Here is a 14,947-nt window from a genome sequence, read left to right as displayed (position 1 = left end):
GGCCACTCTCGTTCCACGTGAAACAGCGCCGCCGACGCCGTCGCTCCGACCGGGTACTCCGGCGCCCTGACCCCGGCACCCTCGAACATCCTGCTGGATGCGCATAGCATCCGGCCATGTCCCAAGGTCAGTGGTACCCCCCGGAGTGGCCCGACCGGATCCGTGCACTTGCAGCCGGTGAGCTGACCCCCGCGCCGCCGAAGCGCGCCGCCACCGTCATGCTGCTGCGCGATGCGCCGGGCGGTCCCACCGTGCACATGCTGCGCCGCCGCGCCTCCATGGCCTTCGCCGGCGGTGCGTACGCCTATCCCGGTGGCAAGGTGGACGCCCGCGACTCCCGGCCGGTGCGGTGGGCGGGGCCCTCGCCCGCCGAGTGGGCCGAGCGCCTCGGCGTGGACGAGGCATCGGCCCGGGCCGTCATCTGTGCGGCGGTCAGGGAGACGTACGAGGAGTCCGGTGTCCTGCTCGCCGGTCTCACCCCCGACACGGTCGTGGGCGCGGCGGACGGTGACTGGGAGGACGATCGACAGGCGCTGGTCGACGGCGACGCCGCCTTCGCGGACTTCCTGGAGCGGCGCGGGCTCGTCCTGCGCTCCGACCTCCTGGGCGCCTGGGCCCGCTGGATCACCCCCGAGTTCGAACCCCGCCGCTACGACACCTGGTTCTTCGTCGCGGCCCTCCCCAGCGGCCAGCGCACCCGCAACGCCTCCACCGAAGCCGACCGCACGGTGTGGCTCAGACCCTGCGACGCGGCGGCCGGCTACGACCGGGGCGAGCTGCTGATGATGCCGCCGACCATCGCCACCCTGCGGGACCTGAGCGGGTACGAGACGGCCGCCGCCGCACTCGCCGCGGCCCGGGAGCAGGACCTGACGCCCGTACTGGCCGAGGCACGGCTGGAGCAGGGCACCCTGGTGCTCAGCTGGCCGGGACACGACGAATTCACCAAACGCATCCCCACCGGGGGGACCCGATGACCGAAGCCGCAGCACTTCCGGGCCAACCGCGCGGAGGCGTCCACTCCGGGCCCGCCACCGACCGCGCGGTCAACGTCCTCGCCCCGAACCCTTCGGCGATGACCCTGGACGGCACGAACACCTGGATCCTCGCCGAACCGGACTCCGACCTGGCGGTCGTGGTCGACCCCGGGCCGCTGGACGACGCGCATCTGCGCCGCGTCATCAGCACCGCGGAGCAGGCCGGCAAGCGCATCGCCCTCACCCTGCTCACCCACGGACACCCGGACCACGCCGAGGGTGCCGGCCGCTTCGCCGAACTGACCCGTACCAAGGTGCGGGCCCTCGACCCCGCGCTGCGGCTCGGCGACGAAGGGCTCGAAGCGGGCGAGACCATCACCGTCGGCGGGTTGGAGCTACGGGTGGTGCCCACCCCCGGGCACACCTCGGACTCGCTCTGCTTCCACCTGCCCGCGGACGCCGCCGTCCTGACCGGCGACACCGTCCTGGGGCGCGGCACCACGGTCGTCGCCCACCCGGACGGGCGGCTCGGCGACTACCTGGACTCCCTGCGCCGGCTGCGCTCTCTGGCGGTCGACGACGGGGTCCACACCGTCCTGCCCGGTCACGGGCCCGTCCTGGAGGACGCACAGGGCGCCGTCGAGTACTACCTCGCGCACCGCGCCCACCGGCTGGCCCAGGTGGAGACGGCGGTCGAGAACGGCTTCCGCTCCGCGCCTGAGGTCGTCGCCCAGGTGTACGCGGACGTCGACCGGACGCTGTGGCCGGCGGCGGAGCTGTCCGTACGGGCGCAGTTGGAGTACCTGCGCGACCACGGGTTGATCTGACCTCGCCACCCGGCTCCTGACGGGCCGTACGCATGCGGAAGGGCGCCCCGGAAGCTCGGCTTCCGGGGCGCCCTTCCTGTGCGTCTAGGCGTGTGTTCGTGAGAGCGGGCTCAGCGCGAGCGCTTCGCCAGCCGCTCGACGTCCAGCAGGATCACCGCACGCGCCTCCAGCCGCAGCCAGCCGCGCTGGGCGAAGTCCGCCAGGGCCTTGTTCACCGTCTCGCGGGAGGCGCCGACCAACTGGGCCAGCTCCTCCTGCGTCAGGTCGTGGACGACGTGGATGCCCTCGTCCGACTGCACGCCGAAGCGGCGCGACAGGTCGAGCAGGGCGCGGGCGACACGGCCCGGCACGTCGGAGAAGACCAGGTCGGACATCTGGTCGTTGGTCTTGCGCAGCCGGCGGGCGACGGCCCGCAGCAGCGCCGAGGCCACCTCGGGCCGGGCGTTCAGCCACGGCTGGAGGTCGCCGTGACCGAGGCCGAGGAGCTTGACCTCGGTCAGCGCGGTCGCGGTGGCCGTGCGCGGGCCCGGGTCGAACAGGGACAGCTCGCCGATGAGCTCGCCGGGGCCGAGCACCGCGAGCATGTTCTCGCGGCCGTCGGGGGAGGTGCGGTGCAGTTTGACCTTGCCCTCGGTGACCACGTAGAGGCGGTCGCCGGGGTCGCCCTCGTGGAAGAGCGCGTCACCCCGGGCGAGCGTTGCCTCACTCATCGAGCCGCGCAGCTCCGCCGCCTGCTCGTCATCGAGCGCCGCGAAGAGCGGGGCGCGCCGCAGAACGTCGTCCACGAGTTCTCTCCTTGTCGACCTGCTCAGGGACCGTGGCCCCCATGATGCCGGACCGTACAGTGCCCGTCCGGGGGACACCGCGCACGAGACGCGAAGGACAGCTTCGCCGCGTCGGACCTGGCAAGTAAATATTCGTGCGATCAATCACAACAAGTTTGACGCACCGGTGCGCGTGTTCGTGCGCCAGGGGCCCGATTGGGTCCGGATCAGCGGTGACCGGGGCGGATGTCAGTGGTGGACCGTAGGCTGGCCGGGTGTCCAATTCGCCGGTGAGAACGCAGGCCGAGGGGGCCGAAAGAGTGTCCGGTAAGCAGAATTCCGCTGTGGGCGAACAGTCTCCCGCAAGTGTCCGGAATGTCGCACATGTCGAGAATTTCGATGGTGGGGCGGGATCGGTCGCGGCCGGAAAGCGGAGGGGCGCGAAGGGCTCCGAGAAGTCAGTGACGGGGGAGGTCCCGGCAGAGGTGAAGGCTCCGGCAGGCGCCAAGCGGACGCAGAAGAGCGGTGCGGCCAAGCAGCCGGCAAAGGCGGCAAAGGCAGCTAAGGCGACTAAAGCTGCAAAGGCGGCAAAGGTAAGTAAGACCGACAAGGCGGCCGAGCCGGCCAAGACGGCGAAGGTGGCCAAGGCCGCCAAGCCCGAATCGCGGCTCGCGATGGTCCGCCGCGCCCGCCGCATCAACCGGGAGCTCGCGGACGTCTATCCGTACGCCCACCCCGAGCTGGACTTCCGCAACCCCTTCGAGCTGCTGGTGGCCACGGTCCTGTCCGCCCAGACGACCGACCTGCGGGTCAACCAGACCACCCCCGCGCTCTTCGCGAAGTACCCCACTCCCGAGGACATGGCCGCCGCCGTGCCCGAGGAGGTGGAGGAGATCATTCGCCCCACCGGCTTCTTCCGCGCCAAGGCCAAGTCCCTGCTCGGCCTCTCCACCGCACTGCGCGACGACTTCGGCGGCGAGGTCCCCGGGCGTCTGGAAGACCTGGTGAAGCTGCCCGGAGTGGGCCGCAAGACGGCCTTCGTCGTCCTCGGCAACGCCTTCGGCGTCCCCGGCATCACCGTCGACACCCACTTCGGTCGACTGGTCCGCCGCTGGAAGTGGACCGAGCAGGAGGACCCGGAGAAGGTCGAGGCGGAGATCGCCGCCATCTTCCCCAAGTCGGAGTGGACGATGCTCTCGCACCGGGTGATCTTCCACGGCCGCCGCATCTGCCACGCCCGCAAGCCCGCCTGCGGCGCCTGCCCCATCACCCACCTCTGCCCTTCGTACGGCGAGGGCGAGACCGACCCGGAGAAGGCGAAGAAGCTCCTGAAGTACGAGATGGGCGGCCAGCCCGGACAGCGGCTGAACCCGCCCGCGGACTACCCGGGCCGCCCAGCCCCGCCCCTGGGAGCCACCGGAGCCACCGGAGCCGCCTGATCATCGGCGGAACGATCTGAGCACCCCGATGCGTTGTTGGACGAGGGGGTGCCATGCGCGCAGGTGAAGAGACATCCAGCAGGCTCTGCGAGGCCGATGTGCACGACGGTCAGGCGTACGACGCGGACGCGTCCGGACGCGCCCCGAGCGGCGGCCCCAAGGGCGGCCCGAGCGGAGGCACGCCCCCGGGGACGCGTCCGACGGCGCCCACGGGCCCGCCCGCGGGCCCGCTCCCGCCCCTCGCGGCCGACGGTCCGCTCCCAGGGGCGGCCGGAGCTCCGCCCGACCCCGACGTGACGCTGTCCACCTCGGGACTGCCACCCTGGCTCGCCCCCGTCGTGCAGGTCCTGGACACCGTCCAGGGCCGCCAGCTCAGCCGCTTCCTCCCGCCCGAGAGCGGCAGCGGCCGACAGTCCGCCGTACTGATCCTCTTCGGTGACGGCGCCACCGGACCCGAGCTGCTGCTCATGGAGCGCGCCGGCAGCCTGCGCTCGCACGCCGGACAGCCCGCCTTCCCCGGCGGCGCGCTCGACCCCGAGGACGGCGACCCGAACACCACCGGACCACTGCGCGCCGCCCTGCGCGAAGCCCACGAAGAGACCGGGCTCGACCCCGCCGGCGTACAGCTCTTCGGCGCCCTGCCCCGGCTCTACATCCCGGTGAGCCGTTACGTCGTGACGCCCGTGCTGGGCTGGTGGCGCACCCCCAGCCCCGTCGGCGCGGTCGACCCCGCCGAGACCGCCCGCGTCTTCACCGTCCCCGTGGCCGATCTCACCGACCCGGCCAACCGCGCCACCGCCGTCCACCCCCTCGGCCACAACGGCCCCGCCTTTCTGGTGGAAGACGCCCTGGTCTGGGGTTTCACCGCGGGAGTGATCGACCGCATCCTCCACTTCGCGGGCTGGGAACGGCCCTGGGACCGGACCAGGCAGGTCCCGCTGGACCGTCACGCATGACAGGCTTGCCCCGCCCCGGTGCGCCCGCCGTGCTCCGCCACGGCGCGCCGACCGGCGTCGTTCTCCCCATCACCGATTCCCCGGACGGCGTGCCTCCGGGACCGAAACCGGGACCCCCACTGCGACTGCGAGGCAAACGACGGTGAACGTGCTCGACATCCTGTTGCTGCTCGCGGCCGTGTGGTTCGCGATCGTCGGCTATCGACAGGGCTTCGTCGTCGGCGTCCTGTCGGTGATCGGCTTCCTCGGCGGCGGCCTGCTGGCGGTCTACCTGCTCCCGGTCCTCTGGGACGAACTGACGGACGAGTCACAGGTGTCCACCGGCGCCGTGGTCGCCTTCGTCGTCGTCGTGATCGTCTGCGCCTCGATCGGGCAGGCGTTCACCACCCACCTCGGCAACAAGCTCCGCCGGCACATCACCTGGACCCCCGCGCGCGCCCTGGACGCCACCGGTGGCGCGCTCGTCAACGTGGTCGCGATGCTGCTCGTCGCCTGGCTGATCGGCTCCGCGCTCGCCGGCACCACCCTGCCCACCCTCGGCAAGGAGGTCCGCAGCTCCAAGGTGCTGCTGGGGGTGTCCCGCGTGATGCCCGATCAGGCGTCACGCGTCTTCGACGACTTCTCGGCCGTCCTCGCGCAGAACGGCTTCCCGCAGGTCTTCAGCCCGTTCTCGAACGAACCGATCAACAACGTCGAAGCGCCCGACCCGGCCCTCGTCGGCAGCCCGGTGGCCGCCGCCGCGAAGAAGTCGATCGTCAAGGTCGTCGGCACGGCGAACAGCTGCGGCAAGGTCCTCGAAGGCACCGGCTTCGTCTTCGGCAAGGAACGCGTGATGACGAACGCACACGTCGTGGGCGGCGTCGACGAGCCGACCGTCCAAATAGGCGGTGAGGGCAGGCTGTACGACGCCGAGGTCGTCCTCTACGACTGGCGGCGCGACATCGCCGTCCTGGACGTGCCCGGGCTCAAGGCCAAGCCGTTGAAGTTCGCCGACGCGGACGCCCGCACCGGGAACGACGCGATCGTCGCCGGCTTCCCGGAGAACGGCGCGTACGACGTCCGCTCCGCGCGCGTACGGGGCCGCATCGACGCCAACGGCCCCGACATCTACCGCCGAGACACGGTCCGCCGTGACGTCTACTCGCTGTACACGACTGTCCGCCAGGGGAACTCGGGCGGCCCGCTGCTCACGCCCGGGGGCGAGGTGTACGGAGTGATCTTCGCCCGCTCGCTCGACGACAAGAACACCGGCTACGCCCTCACCGTTGACGAGATCGCCGACGACATCTCGACGGGCCTGACGGCGAACCGCCGCGTCGACACGGACAGCTGCGCGCTCTGAACTCCCCGGGCCCGTGTACGTGGACCGGGTGCCGTGTACGTGGTCCGGGTCCGTAGACCGGGCCCGTGCGCGCGGGCGGAGTCCCGAGAAGGGCCCCGCCCGCGGGCGCGGTCAGTCGCGCGGGTGCCGCAGCCGTGCGGACATCCACCGTGCGCGGCGCCGCAGGATGCGGGGAATCCCCATGTCCTGCGCCCCGTGCTGATGGGTCCGGCCCTGCGGACCGTCACCGTCGGGAGAGCCCGGCCCACCGGCCGGGCGGCGGTTGCGTGCGGCGTCACCGTAGTCGTACGTCCAGCCCATACCGGGACGTCTGCCCGGGCCCCAAGGTCGGTAACCGCATTGGGCGCGGTCAATTGTCCTATGCGTCAGGCATTTGGCCGTTCGATGGACATGTGTACGTTACCGGTCGGGCTCGGGGTCCTTCAGCCAGTTGATCAGCTCGGCGGAGAACGCCATCGGGTCCTCCTCGTGGGGGAAGTGCCCGAGGCCGTCGAAGAGCCGCCAGCGGTACGGAGCCTCCACGTACTCCCCCGAACCCGCAGCGCTGCGCGTGCGCATCGCCGGGTCGAGCGAGCCGTGCAGATGGAGCGTCGGAACCCGCACCGGTCGCTTCATGCGGCGGTTGAACTGGATCCCGTCGGGGCGCGCCAGCGAACGCACCATCCACCGGTAGGGCTCGATCGAGCAGTGCGCGGTCGACGGGATGCACATCGCCCGGCGATAGGTGTCCAGGACCGCCCCGTCCGGCGGCTTCGGCCCCGACCAACTGCTGATCAACTCGCCCACCAGCGCCCCGTCGTCCGCGACGAGACGGCGCTCCGGCAGCCACGGGCGCTGGAAGCCCCACACGTACGAGCCGGCGCGGGTCTGTGCGAAGTCCGAGAGCATCGCCGAGCGCCACCGCCGCGGGTGCGGCATCGAGACGACGGCCAGTCGACGCACCAACTTCGGCCGCATCACCGCCGCCGTCCACGCCAAGTAGCCGCCCAGGTCGTGCCCGACGAGCGCGGCGTCCGGCTCCCCGAGGGACCGCACCACGCCCGTGATGTCGAGGGCCAGGTTCGCCGGGTCGTAACCGCGGGGGGTGCGGTCGCTGCCGCCGACGCCCCGCAGGTCCATCGCCACCGCGCGGAAACCGGCGTCGGCGAGCGCCGGCAGTTGGTGCCGCCAGGTCCACCAGAACTGCGGGAAGCCGTGCAGCAGCAACACCAGCGGCCCGTCACCCATTTCCGCGATGTGGAAGCGCGCGCCGTTGGCTGCCACGTGTCGATGGGTCCAGGGTCCGTCGATGCGTACGGGGCTGCCGGGACCGGAGTCAGGGGCCGTCATGCCCCGAGCGTGCCACACCGGGACGCCCGACGCGGCGTCGGCAACGGCGCGACGACCGTCCGACGCACGCTCGACGACTGCCTGACGCACGCCCGACGACCGCCCGACACCGGTCCGACGCTTGCTCAACCGGCAACCGGCAACCGGCAACCGGCAAGCGCCGACCGGCAAGCGCCGACCGTCAACCGCGGGTGAGCTCGCGCTCGGTCGCGGCCGGCAGCGCCGGCTTCCGGTCCGACTCCGGCCGCGGGCGCGGCTTGACGTTCTGCAGCACCGCCGCGGTCTGCTTGGCCGAGGCGATGGACTTCTCCGGCGGCTTGACCTTCTTGAACTTGGAGACGGCCAGCAGCGCCAGCACCGCGGCGAGCAGCACGAACGCACCGCCCACGATCAGGAACGACCAGGCCAGGCCGAGCCCGAGGTTGTGGATGCCGTACGCCGCCGCGAAGCTGAACACCGGCAGCGAGAAGAGCAGGAACACGCCCGCGATGCTGATCGCGATCGCACCGGTGGCACCCCGCTTGACGTCCTGTCGCAGTTCCGCCTTCGCCAGGGCGATCTCGTCGTGCACCAGTGCGGACATCTCGGCGGTCGCCGTGGCGACCAGCTGTCCGATGCTGCGCTCGGCACTGCTGCCGGGGTCGCTCATCGCTGCTCCCTCTCTCTCCTGCGGCTTCCGGGGCGCCCCCTCGTACGCGCCCACCAGCATCATGCCGGACGGTCGCTCCCCGTGCGCGCTGCCCCCGCGTCCGTGCCGTCGGGGAGCACGGCCGACTCCGCGAGGCGCCGGTGCTCGGCCGCCTTCCTCTCGTGGATCTCCGCCATGCGCAGGTGGTACGCGGGGTCGCCCTCCTCGTACACGTCCGGGATGCCGTCCCCGTCCTCGTCGCGCTCCTCCGCGTCGGTGAGCGCCCGGTACTTGCGCACCCGCAGCTTGAGCAGGACCGCCGCCAGCACCGCCGCTATCAGCGAGCCCATCAGCACCGCGGCCTTCACCTCGTCGGTGAGCGCCGGGTCGTCGGCGAAGGCGAGTTCGCCGATGAGGAGGGAGACCGTGAAGCCGATGCCGGCGAGGGTGGCGACGGCGAAGACGTCGGGCCAGGCGAGGTCCTCGTTCAGCTCCGCGCGGGTGAAGCGGGCCGCGAGCCAGGTGCCGCCGAAGACGCCGAGCGCCTTGCCGAGCACCAGGCCGAGGACCACGCCCAGCGTCTCGGGCTGGGTGAAGACCCGGCCGATCGCCGAACCGGAGACGAGCACTCCGGCGGAGAAGAGCGCGAACAGCGGCACGGCGAGGCCGGCGGAGATCGGGCGGACCAGGTGCTCGACGTGCTCGCCGGGGGAGTGCTCCTCGCCGTCGCGGCGGGTGCAGCGCAGCATCAGGCCCATGGCGACGCCGGCGATGGTGGCGTGCACGCCGCTGTTGTACATCAGGGCCCAGATGACCAGGGCGAGGGGCACGTACACGTACCAGCCGCGGACGCCCTTGCGCAGCAGCACCCAGAAGACCGCGAGGCCGATCACCGCGCCGGCCAGGGCCGCGAAGTCGAGGTCGCTGGTGAAGAAGACCGCGATGATGAGGATGGCGAAGAGGTCGTCGACGACGGCGAGGGTGAGCAGGAACGCGCGGAGCGCGGACGGCAGCGAGGTGCCGATGACCGCGAGGACGGCGAGGGCGAACGCGATGTCCGTGGCGGTGGGGACGGCCCAGCCCTGGGTGGAGCCGCCGCCCACGGTGGCGGTGACGAAGTAGACGAGCGCGGGGACCGCCATGCCGCAGATCGCGGCGACGACGGGGAGCACGGCGGCCTTGGGGTCGCGCAGCTCACCGGCGACGAGTTCGCGCTTGAGCTCGATGCCGGCGACGAAGAAGAAGATCGCCAGGAGTCCGTCGGCCGCCCAGTGCTGGATGGAGAGGTCGAGACCGAGGGACTCCGGGCCTATGTGGAAGCCGCGGACGGACTCGTAGCTGTCGCCCAGCGGGGTGTTCGCCCAGATCAGGGCGGCTATCGCGGCCAGCAGGAGGAGCACGCCGCCGACGGTCTCGGTACGCAGCGCGTTCGCCACGAAGGTGCGCTCGGGCAGCGAGAGGCGCCCGAGGAACTTGCGGGGCGGGGTGGGGGTGGGTGCTGCGGCGGGCATGGTTGGAAGACCTCCGGTCGGTCGGGCAGGGCAAAGCACATGCCGACCAGACTTCCCGGCGCACCTCAGGTTTTTGTCGCGTCCTTGACGCAATCCTTACTGTACCCAATGGGCGCAAGGGCGCATCCGGTGTGTCTTCACTGTAGGCGTCCACGGCGTTTTCGCACGTCGGAGGGGTGACACAGCAGTGACGGGCGGTTGCCGGCGCAGCTGTGGCGCGAGCAACCGCCCGTCACTGGGATGGACGTACGGACGACCTACCTACGGCCCTGCGGGCCTATGGCGGTCGTAGGGATCAGTCCTCCGACGGCGAGCTGGGCAGCTTCGACTGGATCAGGTCCATGACCGAGGAGTCGGTGAGGGTGGTCACGTCGCCGAGCTCGCGGTTCTCCGCGATGTCGCGCAGCAGCCGCCGCATGATCTTGCCGGAGCGGGTCTTCGGCAGCTCGGCCACCGGCAGGACCCGCTTCGGCTTGGCGATCGGGCCGAGGGTGGCCCCGACGTGGTTGCGCAACTCCGTGACCAGGTTCTCGTCCTCCGACGCGGTGCCGCGCAGGATCACGAACGCGACGATGGCCTGGCCGGTCGTCTCGTCCGCGGCGCCGACGACCGCCGCCTCGGCCACCTTCGGGTGGGAGACCAGCGCCGACTCGACCTCGGTGGTCGAGATGTTGTGGCCGGAGACGAGCATGACGTCGTCGACGCGGCCGAGGAGCCAGATGTCGCCGTCGTCGTCCTTCTTCGCGCCGTCGCCGGCGAAGTACTTGCCCTCGAAGCGGGACCAGTAGGTGTCGATGAAGCGCTGGTCGTCGCCCCAGATGGTGCGCAGCATCGAGGGCCACGGCTCGGTGAGGACGAGGTAGCCGCCCCCGCCGTTGGGCACCTCGTTGGCCTCGTCGTCCACGACGGTCGCCGAGATGCCGGGCAGCGCGCGCTGTGCCGAGCCGGGCTTGGTCTCCGTGACGCCCGGCAGCGGCGAGATCATCATCGCGCCGGTCTCGGTCTGCCACCAGGTGTCCACGATGGGCGCCCGGCCGCCGCCGATGTGCTCGCGGTACCAGATCCACGCCTCGGGGTTGATCGGCTCGCCCACCGAGCCGAGCACGCGCAGGCTGGAGAGGTCGAACTTGGCGGGGATGTCGTCGCCCCACTTCATGAACGTGCGGATCGCGGTCGGCGCGGTGTAGAGGATCGTCACGCCGTACTTCTGCACGATCTCCCAGAACCGGCCCTGGTGGGGCGTGTCGGGGGTGCCCTCGTACATCACCTGGGTGGCGCCGTTGGCGAGCGGGCCGTACACGATGTACGAGTGGCCGGTCACCCAGCCGATGTCCGCGGTGCACCAGTAGACGTCGGTCTCCGGCTTGAGGTCGAAGACGGCGTGGTGGGTGTACGCGGCCTGGGTGAGGTAGCCGCCGGAGGTGTGCAGGATGCCCTTGGGCTTTCCGGTGGTGCCGGAGGTGTAGAGGATGAACAGCGGGTGCTCGGCGTCGAACGCCTCGGGGGCGTGCTCGGTGGACTGGCGGTCCACGACGTCGTGCCACCACACGTCGCGGCCCTCGGTGAAGGCCGTCTCCTCGCCCGTACGCCGGACCACCAGCACGTGCTCCACCTGCGGGCACTTGGCGACGGCCTCGTCGATGGCGGGCTTGAGCGCGCTCGGCTTGCCGCGGCGGTAGCCGCCGTCGGCGGTGATGACGATCTTGGCGTCGGCGTCCTGGATGCGGGAGGCGACCGCGTCGGCCGAGAAGCCGCCGAAGACCACGGAGTGCGCGGCGCCGATGCGGGCGCACGCCAGCATCGCCACGGCGGCCTCGGGGATCATCGGCAGATAGACCGCGACCCGGTCGCCCTTGCGGACGCCGAGCTCGGTCAGGGCGTTCGCCGCGCGGGACACCTCGTCCTTGAGCTGGGCGTACGTTACCGAGCGGCTGTCGCCGGGCTCGCCCTCGAAGTGGATGGCGACCCGGTCGCCGTTCCCCGCCTCGACGTGGCGGTCGACGCAGTTGTACGCCACGTTGAGCTTGCCGTCGGCGAACCACTTCGCGAAGGGCGGGTTGCTCCAGTCGAGGGTCTCGGTCGGCTCGGTGGCCCAGGTGAGCCTCTGCGCCTGCTCGGCCCAGAAGCCAAGCCTGTCCGCCTTGGCCTGCTCGTACGCCTCAGCCGTGACGTTGGCGTCCGCGCTGAGCGCGGCCGGCGGTGCGAACCGCCGCTCTTCCCGCAGCAGGTTGGCCAGGCTTTCGTTGCTCACGACATCTCCCTTTCCCAGGGCGTCCTCAAAATGGCTCTTTGTCCCGGGGGCTCTGTGTGTCCCGGGCCATAGCTCATCAGCCGAAGGGCCGGGTGACAAGAGCCTTCCGACAAATGGTTTAGACCTGTCCAGGCTTTTACCCTGCGGGAGCTCGGGGGTGCAGGGTTCCCGGTGCGCGCCCGGCGTGTCGTGCGGCCCCTCCTCTCCGGGCGGCGGAGAGGAGGGGCCATACCCTTCCACGGATGCGGGAGCCGGTCGGTTCAACGGCGGGCGGCCCGATTTTTCGGAGCCGGTCGGCCGGGCCGGATCCTCCTTCGAGGGAGGAGCGGGTCGGCCGGACGGAGGTCAGTTCCGCACCGATGTCTGTACCGCCGTCGGTGCCGGTGCCGGTGCCGGTGCCGGTGCTCGTGCCGGTGTTGGTGCTTGGGCTGGGGGCTGCACTCGGTTCCGTACCGATGTCTGTACTGGCACCAGCGGGGCGCCGGACGGTGCCACCCGGTCGAAGACCGGCGCGAACGCCGCTTCCGCCGCTTCCGCTGCTTCTGCCGCTTCGTCCCCGTCCGCCAACAAATACGCCTGCGCCTCGCCGACGTGGAAGTACATGCCGTGCAGCCGCAGGGTGCCTGCGGCGAGTCGACGGGACACCGACTCGTGCGCGCGCAGGTGGTCGAGCTGTTGGACCACATTGGTCAGACACAGCTGCTCCACCTCGTCACCGGGCAACTGGCCAGAGAGCCGGGCCACGGAGCTGTCGCCGCGCGCCAGCCGCGCCACGCTGGGCTGGCCGTGGCGCAGCCACCGCTGGAGCGGCGTCCGCGCGCTGTCGTGCGCCGTGTCCATCAGCGTTTGCATGGCGCTGCAACCCGAGTGCCCGCACACGGTGATGGAGTCCACGCCCAACACCTCGACGGCGTACTCGATCGCGGCGGCCACGGAGTCGTCCCCGCTCTCGTCGCCGGGCAACGGGACCAGGTTCCCCATGTTGCGTACGGTGAACAGATCGCCCGGACCGCTCGCCGTGATCATGCTGGTGACCAGCCGGGAGTCCGTACAGGTGAGGAAGAGCTGGGAGGGCCGCTGCCCCTCCCGGGCCAGCCGCGCCAACTCGCCGCGCACCAGTGGAGCCGTGTTGCGCTGGAAGGAGCCGATGCCGTCGGCGAGTTCGCGGCCGGTCGAGGCGGGCTGCGGCCGGTCGTCGCAGTGGTGGTTGCGCCACGGGGTCCACGGGCGGCAGCACCCCTCGCTCTCGACGGCGGGCTCGCTGATCCGGCCCCCCGCCCGACCGGTGAACTCCACCGTCCCGCCGCGGGCCTTGTGGGACGTCTGCCAGTCGTGCAGCGCCTCGTGCGCCGCGTGGTCCATGAAGGTGCCGTCCAACTCGACCACGCAGGCCGCGCCTCGGGGCACCTGACCGAGGGCTCGGGTCAGCCGCGGCACGGCGAGGAAGGTCAACTGGCCGCGCACGCAGACCCGGTGGACGCCCTCGTAGGCGTCCTCGGTGATCCGGGTGCGGGTCAGTCGGTGCAGCGAGACCGCCACCGCCACCGCGATCCCGATGGCGACGCCCTCCAGCACCCCGGTGGCCACGACGGACGCCAGCGTCACCGCGTAGACGAGCATCTCGCGGTTGCGCTGGACGGTCCGCAGATGGGTGATGCTGACCATCTGGACGCCGACCACCATCACCAGCGCGGCGAGCGCGGCCAGCGGGATCAGATCGAGCACGGGCACCAGCAGCAGGGCCGCCAGGACGATCCACAGGCCGTGCAGCATCGTGGAGCGTCGACTGACCGCCCCCGCTGACACATTGGCCACGGTCCGCACCGCGACCCCGGCGACCGGCAGTCCGCCGAGCGCGCCGGAGACGATGTTCGCCGCGCCCTGACCGGCCAGCTCGCGGTCCAAGTTCGAACGGGGGACGTGCGCTTGGGACGCGCCCTGAGCCGTCTCCGTCCGCTTGGCCAGGAGCTTGTCGACGGCGACGGCCGAGAGCAGCGACTGCACGCTGGTGACCAGCGTGATCGTGACGACGGCGGCGACGAGGCCCGGCAGCGGGCCGTCGGGCAGCTGCGGGAGGGCGTGGCTGCTCCAGGAGGGCAGGTCGACGCGCGGCAGGCTCAGCCCGGCGACCGCGGCGAGCGCGGTCGCCCCGAAGACGGCGACGAGCGCGGCGGGGACCGTACGCACGACCCGCCCCGTCCGGCCCGGGATGCGCGGCCACAGCAGCAGGACCGCGACGCTGAGCGCGCTGACCGTGACGGCGTCGGTGTGCAGGTCGGCCAACCGGTCGGGGAGCGCGAGCGCATTGCCGAGCGCGGAGCTCTCGGGGGTGCCGCCGAGCACGATGTGGAACTGCGCCAGGGCGATCGTGACGCCGATGCCGGCGAGCATGCCGTGCACGATCGCTGGGCTGACCGCGAGTGCCGAGCGGGCCACCCGCAGGGCGGCCAGGCCCAGTTGGGCCAGGCCGGCGAGGACGGTGATGGCGCAGGTCATCCGCCATCCGTACTGATGGATCAGATCGGCGGTGACCACGGTGAGGCCGGCGGCCGGGCCGGCCACCTGGAGCGGCGAGCCGCCGAACCTGCCGGCCACGATCCCGCCGACGGCGGCGGCGACCAGTCCGGCCTGGAGGGGCGCGCCGGTGGCGAGCGCGATGCCGAGGGAGAGAGGCAGCGCGATCAGGAATACCGAGATGGATGCGGACAGGTCCGCTCCGGCGATCGTGAAGCGGTCGATCGCGAAGCGGTTGAAGCGGCTCTTGACGGTGGCGCGGGACTTGCGGGATCCCCCTGGCGGGGTGTCTTTGCTGGCGCGGACGCAAGCAGGCATGGTTCCCGTCTCCTCCGGGCAGCGCGGTCGCGGAACGTGGGGACGCGGCCGTGGGTCACGGCGTGCAGTGGCGGGACATTCAACGCTCAGT

General features: G+C 71.6%; 12 protein-coding genes. 5 read left to right on the top strand and 7 right to left on the bottom strand.

The genetic code is table 11. From position 1 onward, the window contains the following. Window positions 1-116 precede the first annotated feature (116 nt). Window positions 117-977, top strand: a complete 861-nt coding sequence (locus ABZ842_RS28465) for an NUDIX hydrolase (RefSeq protein ID WP_361542714.1) — start codon at window positions 117-119, stop codon at window positions 975-977. After that, window positions 974-1,804 carry an MBL fold metallo-hydrolase gene (locus ABZ842_RS28460; protein WP_361542711.1) on the top strand — a complete coding sequence of 277 codons (831 nt, stop codon included), beginning with the start codon at window positions 974-976 and terminating at the stop codon, window positions 1,802-1,804. The genes ABZ842_RS28465 and ABZ842_RS28460 overlap by 4 nt, the downstream gene beginning before the upstream one ends. Window positions 1,805-1,914: 110 nt before the next feature. Here the strand turns inward: ABZ842_RS28460 and ABZ842_RS28455 are convergent, their stop codons facing one another. After that, the gene (locus ABZ842_RS28455) at window positions 1,915-2,589 is read right to left on the bottom strand and encodes a Crp/Fnr family transcriptional regulator (RefSeq protein WP_361542708.1); all 675 of its coding nucleotides are present in this window, start codon (window positions 2,587-2,589) and stop codon (window positions 1,915-1,917) included. Between the two features lie 464 nt (window positions 2,590-3,053). Here ABZ842_RS28455 and nth point away from each other — a divergent pair, with 464 nt between their 5' ends. From nth to ABZ842_RS28440, 3 genes are all read left to right on the top strand, one after another. After that, on the top strand, window positions 3,054-4,007 hold the full coding sequence (gene nth, locus ABZ842_RS28450; protein ID WP_361542704.1) for an endonuclease III: 954 nt from the start codon (window positions 3,054-3,056) through the stop codon (window positions 4,005-4,007). 53 nt (window positions 4,008-4,060) lie between these two features. After that, a complete protein-coding gene (locus tag ABZ842_RS28445; RefSeq protein ID WP_361542701.1) occupies window positions 4,061-4,963 on the top strand; it encodes a CoA pyrophosphatase in 903 nt (300 codons plus the stop codon). A gap of 142 nt (window positions 4,964-5,105) precedes the next feature. Then, window positions 5,106-6,305 (top strand): MarP family serine protease, encoded by a 1,200-nt coding sequence (locus tag ABZ842_RS28440; RefSeq protein ID WP_361542698.1) that lies wholly within the window; start codon window positions 5,106-5,108, stop codon window positions 6,303-6,305. Window positions 6,306-6,416: 111 nt separating this feature from the next. Here ABZ842_RS28440 and ABZ842_RS28435 read toward each other — a convergent pair whose 3' ends face one another. The 6 genes from ABZ842_RS28435 to ABZ842_RS28410 form a co-directional block, all read right to left on the bottom strand. Next, the gene (locus ABZ842_RS28435) at window positions 6,417-6,605 is read right to left on the bottom strand and encodes a hypothetical protein (RefSeq protein WP_361542695.1); all 189 of its coding nucleotides are present in this window, start codon (window positions 6,603-6,605) and stop codon (window positions 6,417-6,419) included. Window positions 6,606-6,704: 99 nt separating this feature from the next. Further along, entirely contained in the window at window positions 6,705-7,634 is a 930-nt protein-coding gene (locus ABZ842_RS28430) for an alpha/beta hydrolase (protein WP_361542692.1), read from the bottom strand. Window positions 7,635-7,815: 181 nt separating this feature from the next. Next, window positions 7,816-8,283 (bottom strand): phage holin family protein, encoded by a 468-nt coding sequence (locus ABZ842_RS28425; RefSeq protein ID WP_361542690.1) that lies wholly within the window; start codon window positions 8,281-8,283, stop codon window positions 7,816-7,818. Window positions 8,284-8,342: 59 nt separating this feature from the next. Continuing rightward, window positions 8,343-9,773 (bottom strand): Na+/H+ antiporter NhaA, encoded by a 1,431-nt coding sequence (gene nhaA / locus ABZ842_RS28420; RefSeq protein WP_361542687.1) that lies wholly within the window; start codon window positions 9,771-9,773, stop codon window positions 8,343-8,345. Between the two features lie 295 nt (window positions 9,774-10,068). Beyond that, window positions 10,069-12,024: an acetate--CoA ligase gene (gene acs, locus ABZ842_RS28415; protein WP_361542684.1), complete on the bottom strand. Its 1,956-nt coding sequence runs from the start codon at window positions 12,022-12,024 to the stop codon at window positions 10,069-10,071. A gap of 345 nt (window positions 12,025-12,369) precedes the next feature. Beyond that, entirely contained in the window at window positions 12,370-14,856 is a 2,487-nt protein-coding gene (locus ABZ842_RS28410; protein ID WP_361542681.1) for a bifunctional SulP family inorganic anion transporter/carbonic anhydrase, read from the bottom strand. Between the last annotated feature and the right edge of the window lie 91 nt (window positions 14,857-14,947).

Source organism: Streptomyces sp. NPDC047315 (assembly GCF_040643215.1).
Classification (GTDB): domain Bacteria; phylum Actinomycetota; class Actinomycetes; order Streptomycetales; family Streptomycetaceae; genus Streptomyces.
Note: the sequence above shows the minus strand (reverse complement) of the source record. Positions and strands in the feature narration are given on the sequence as shown.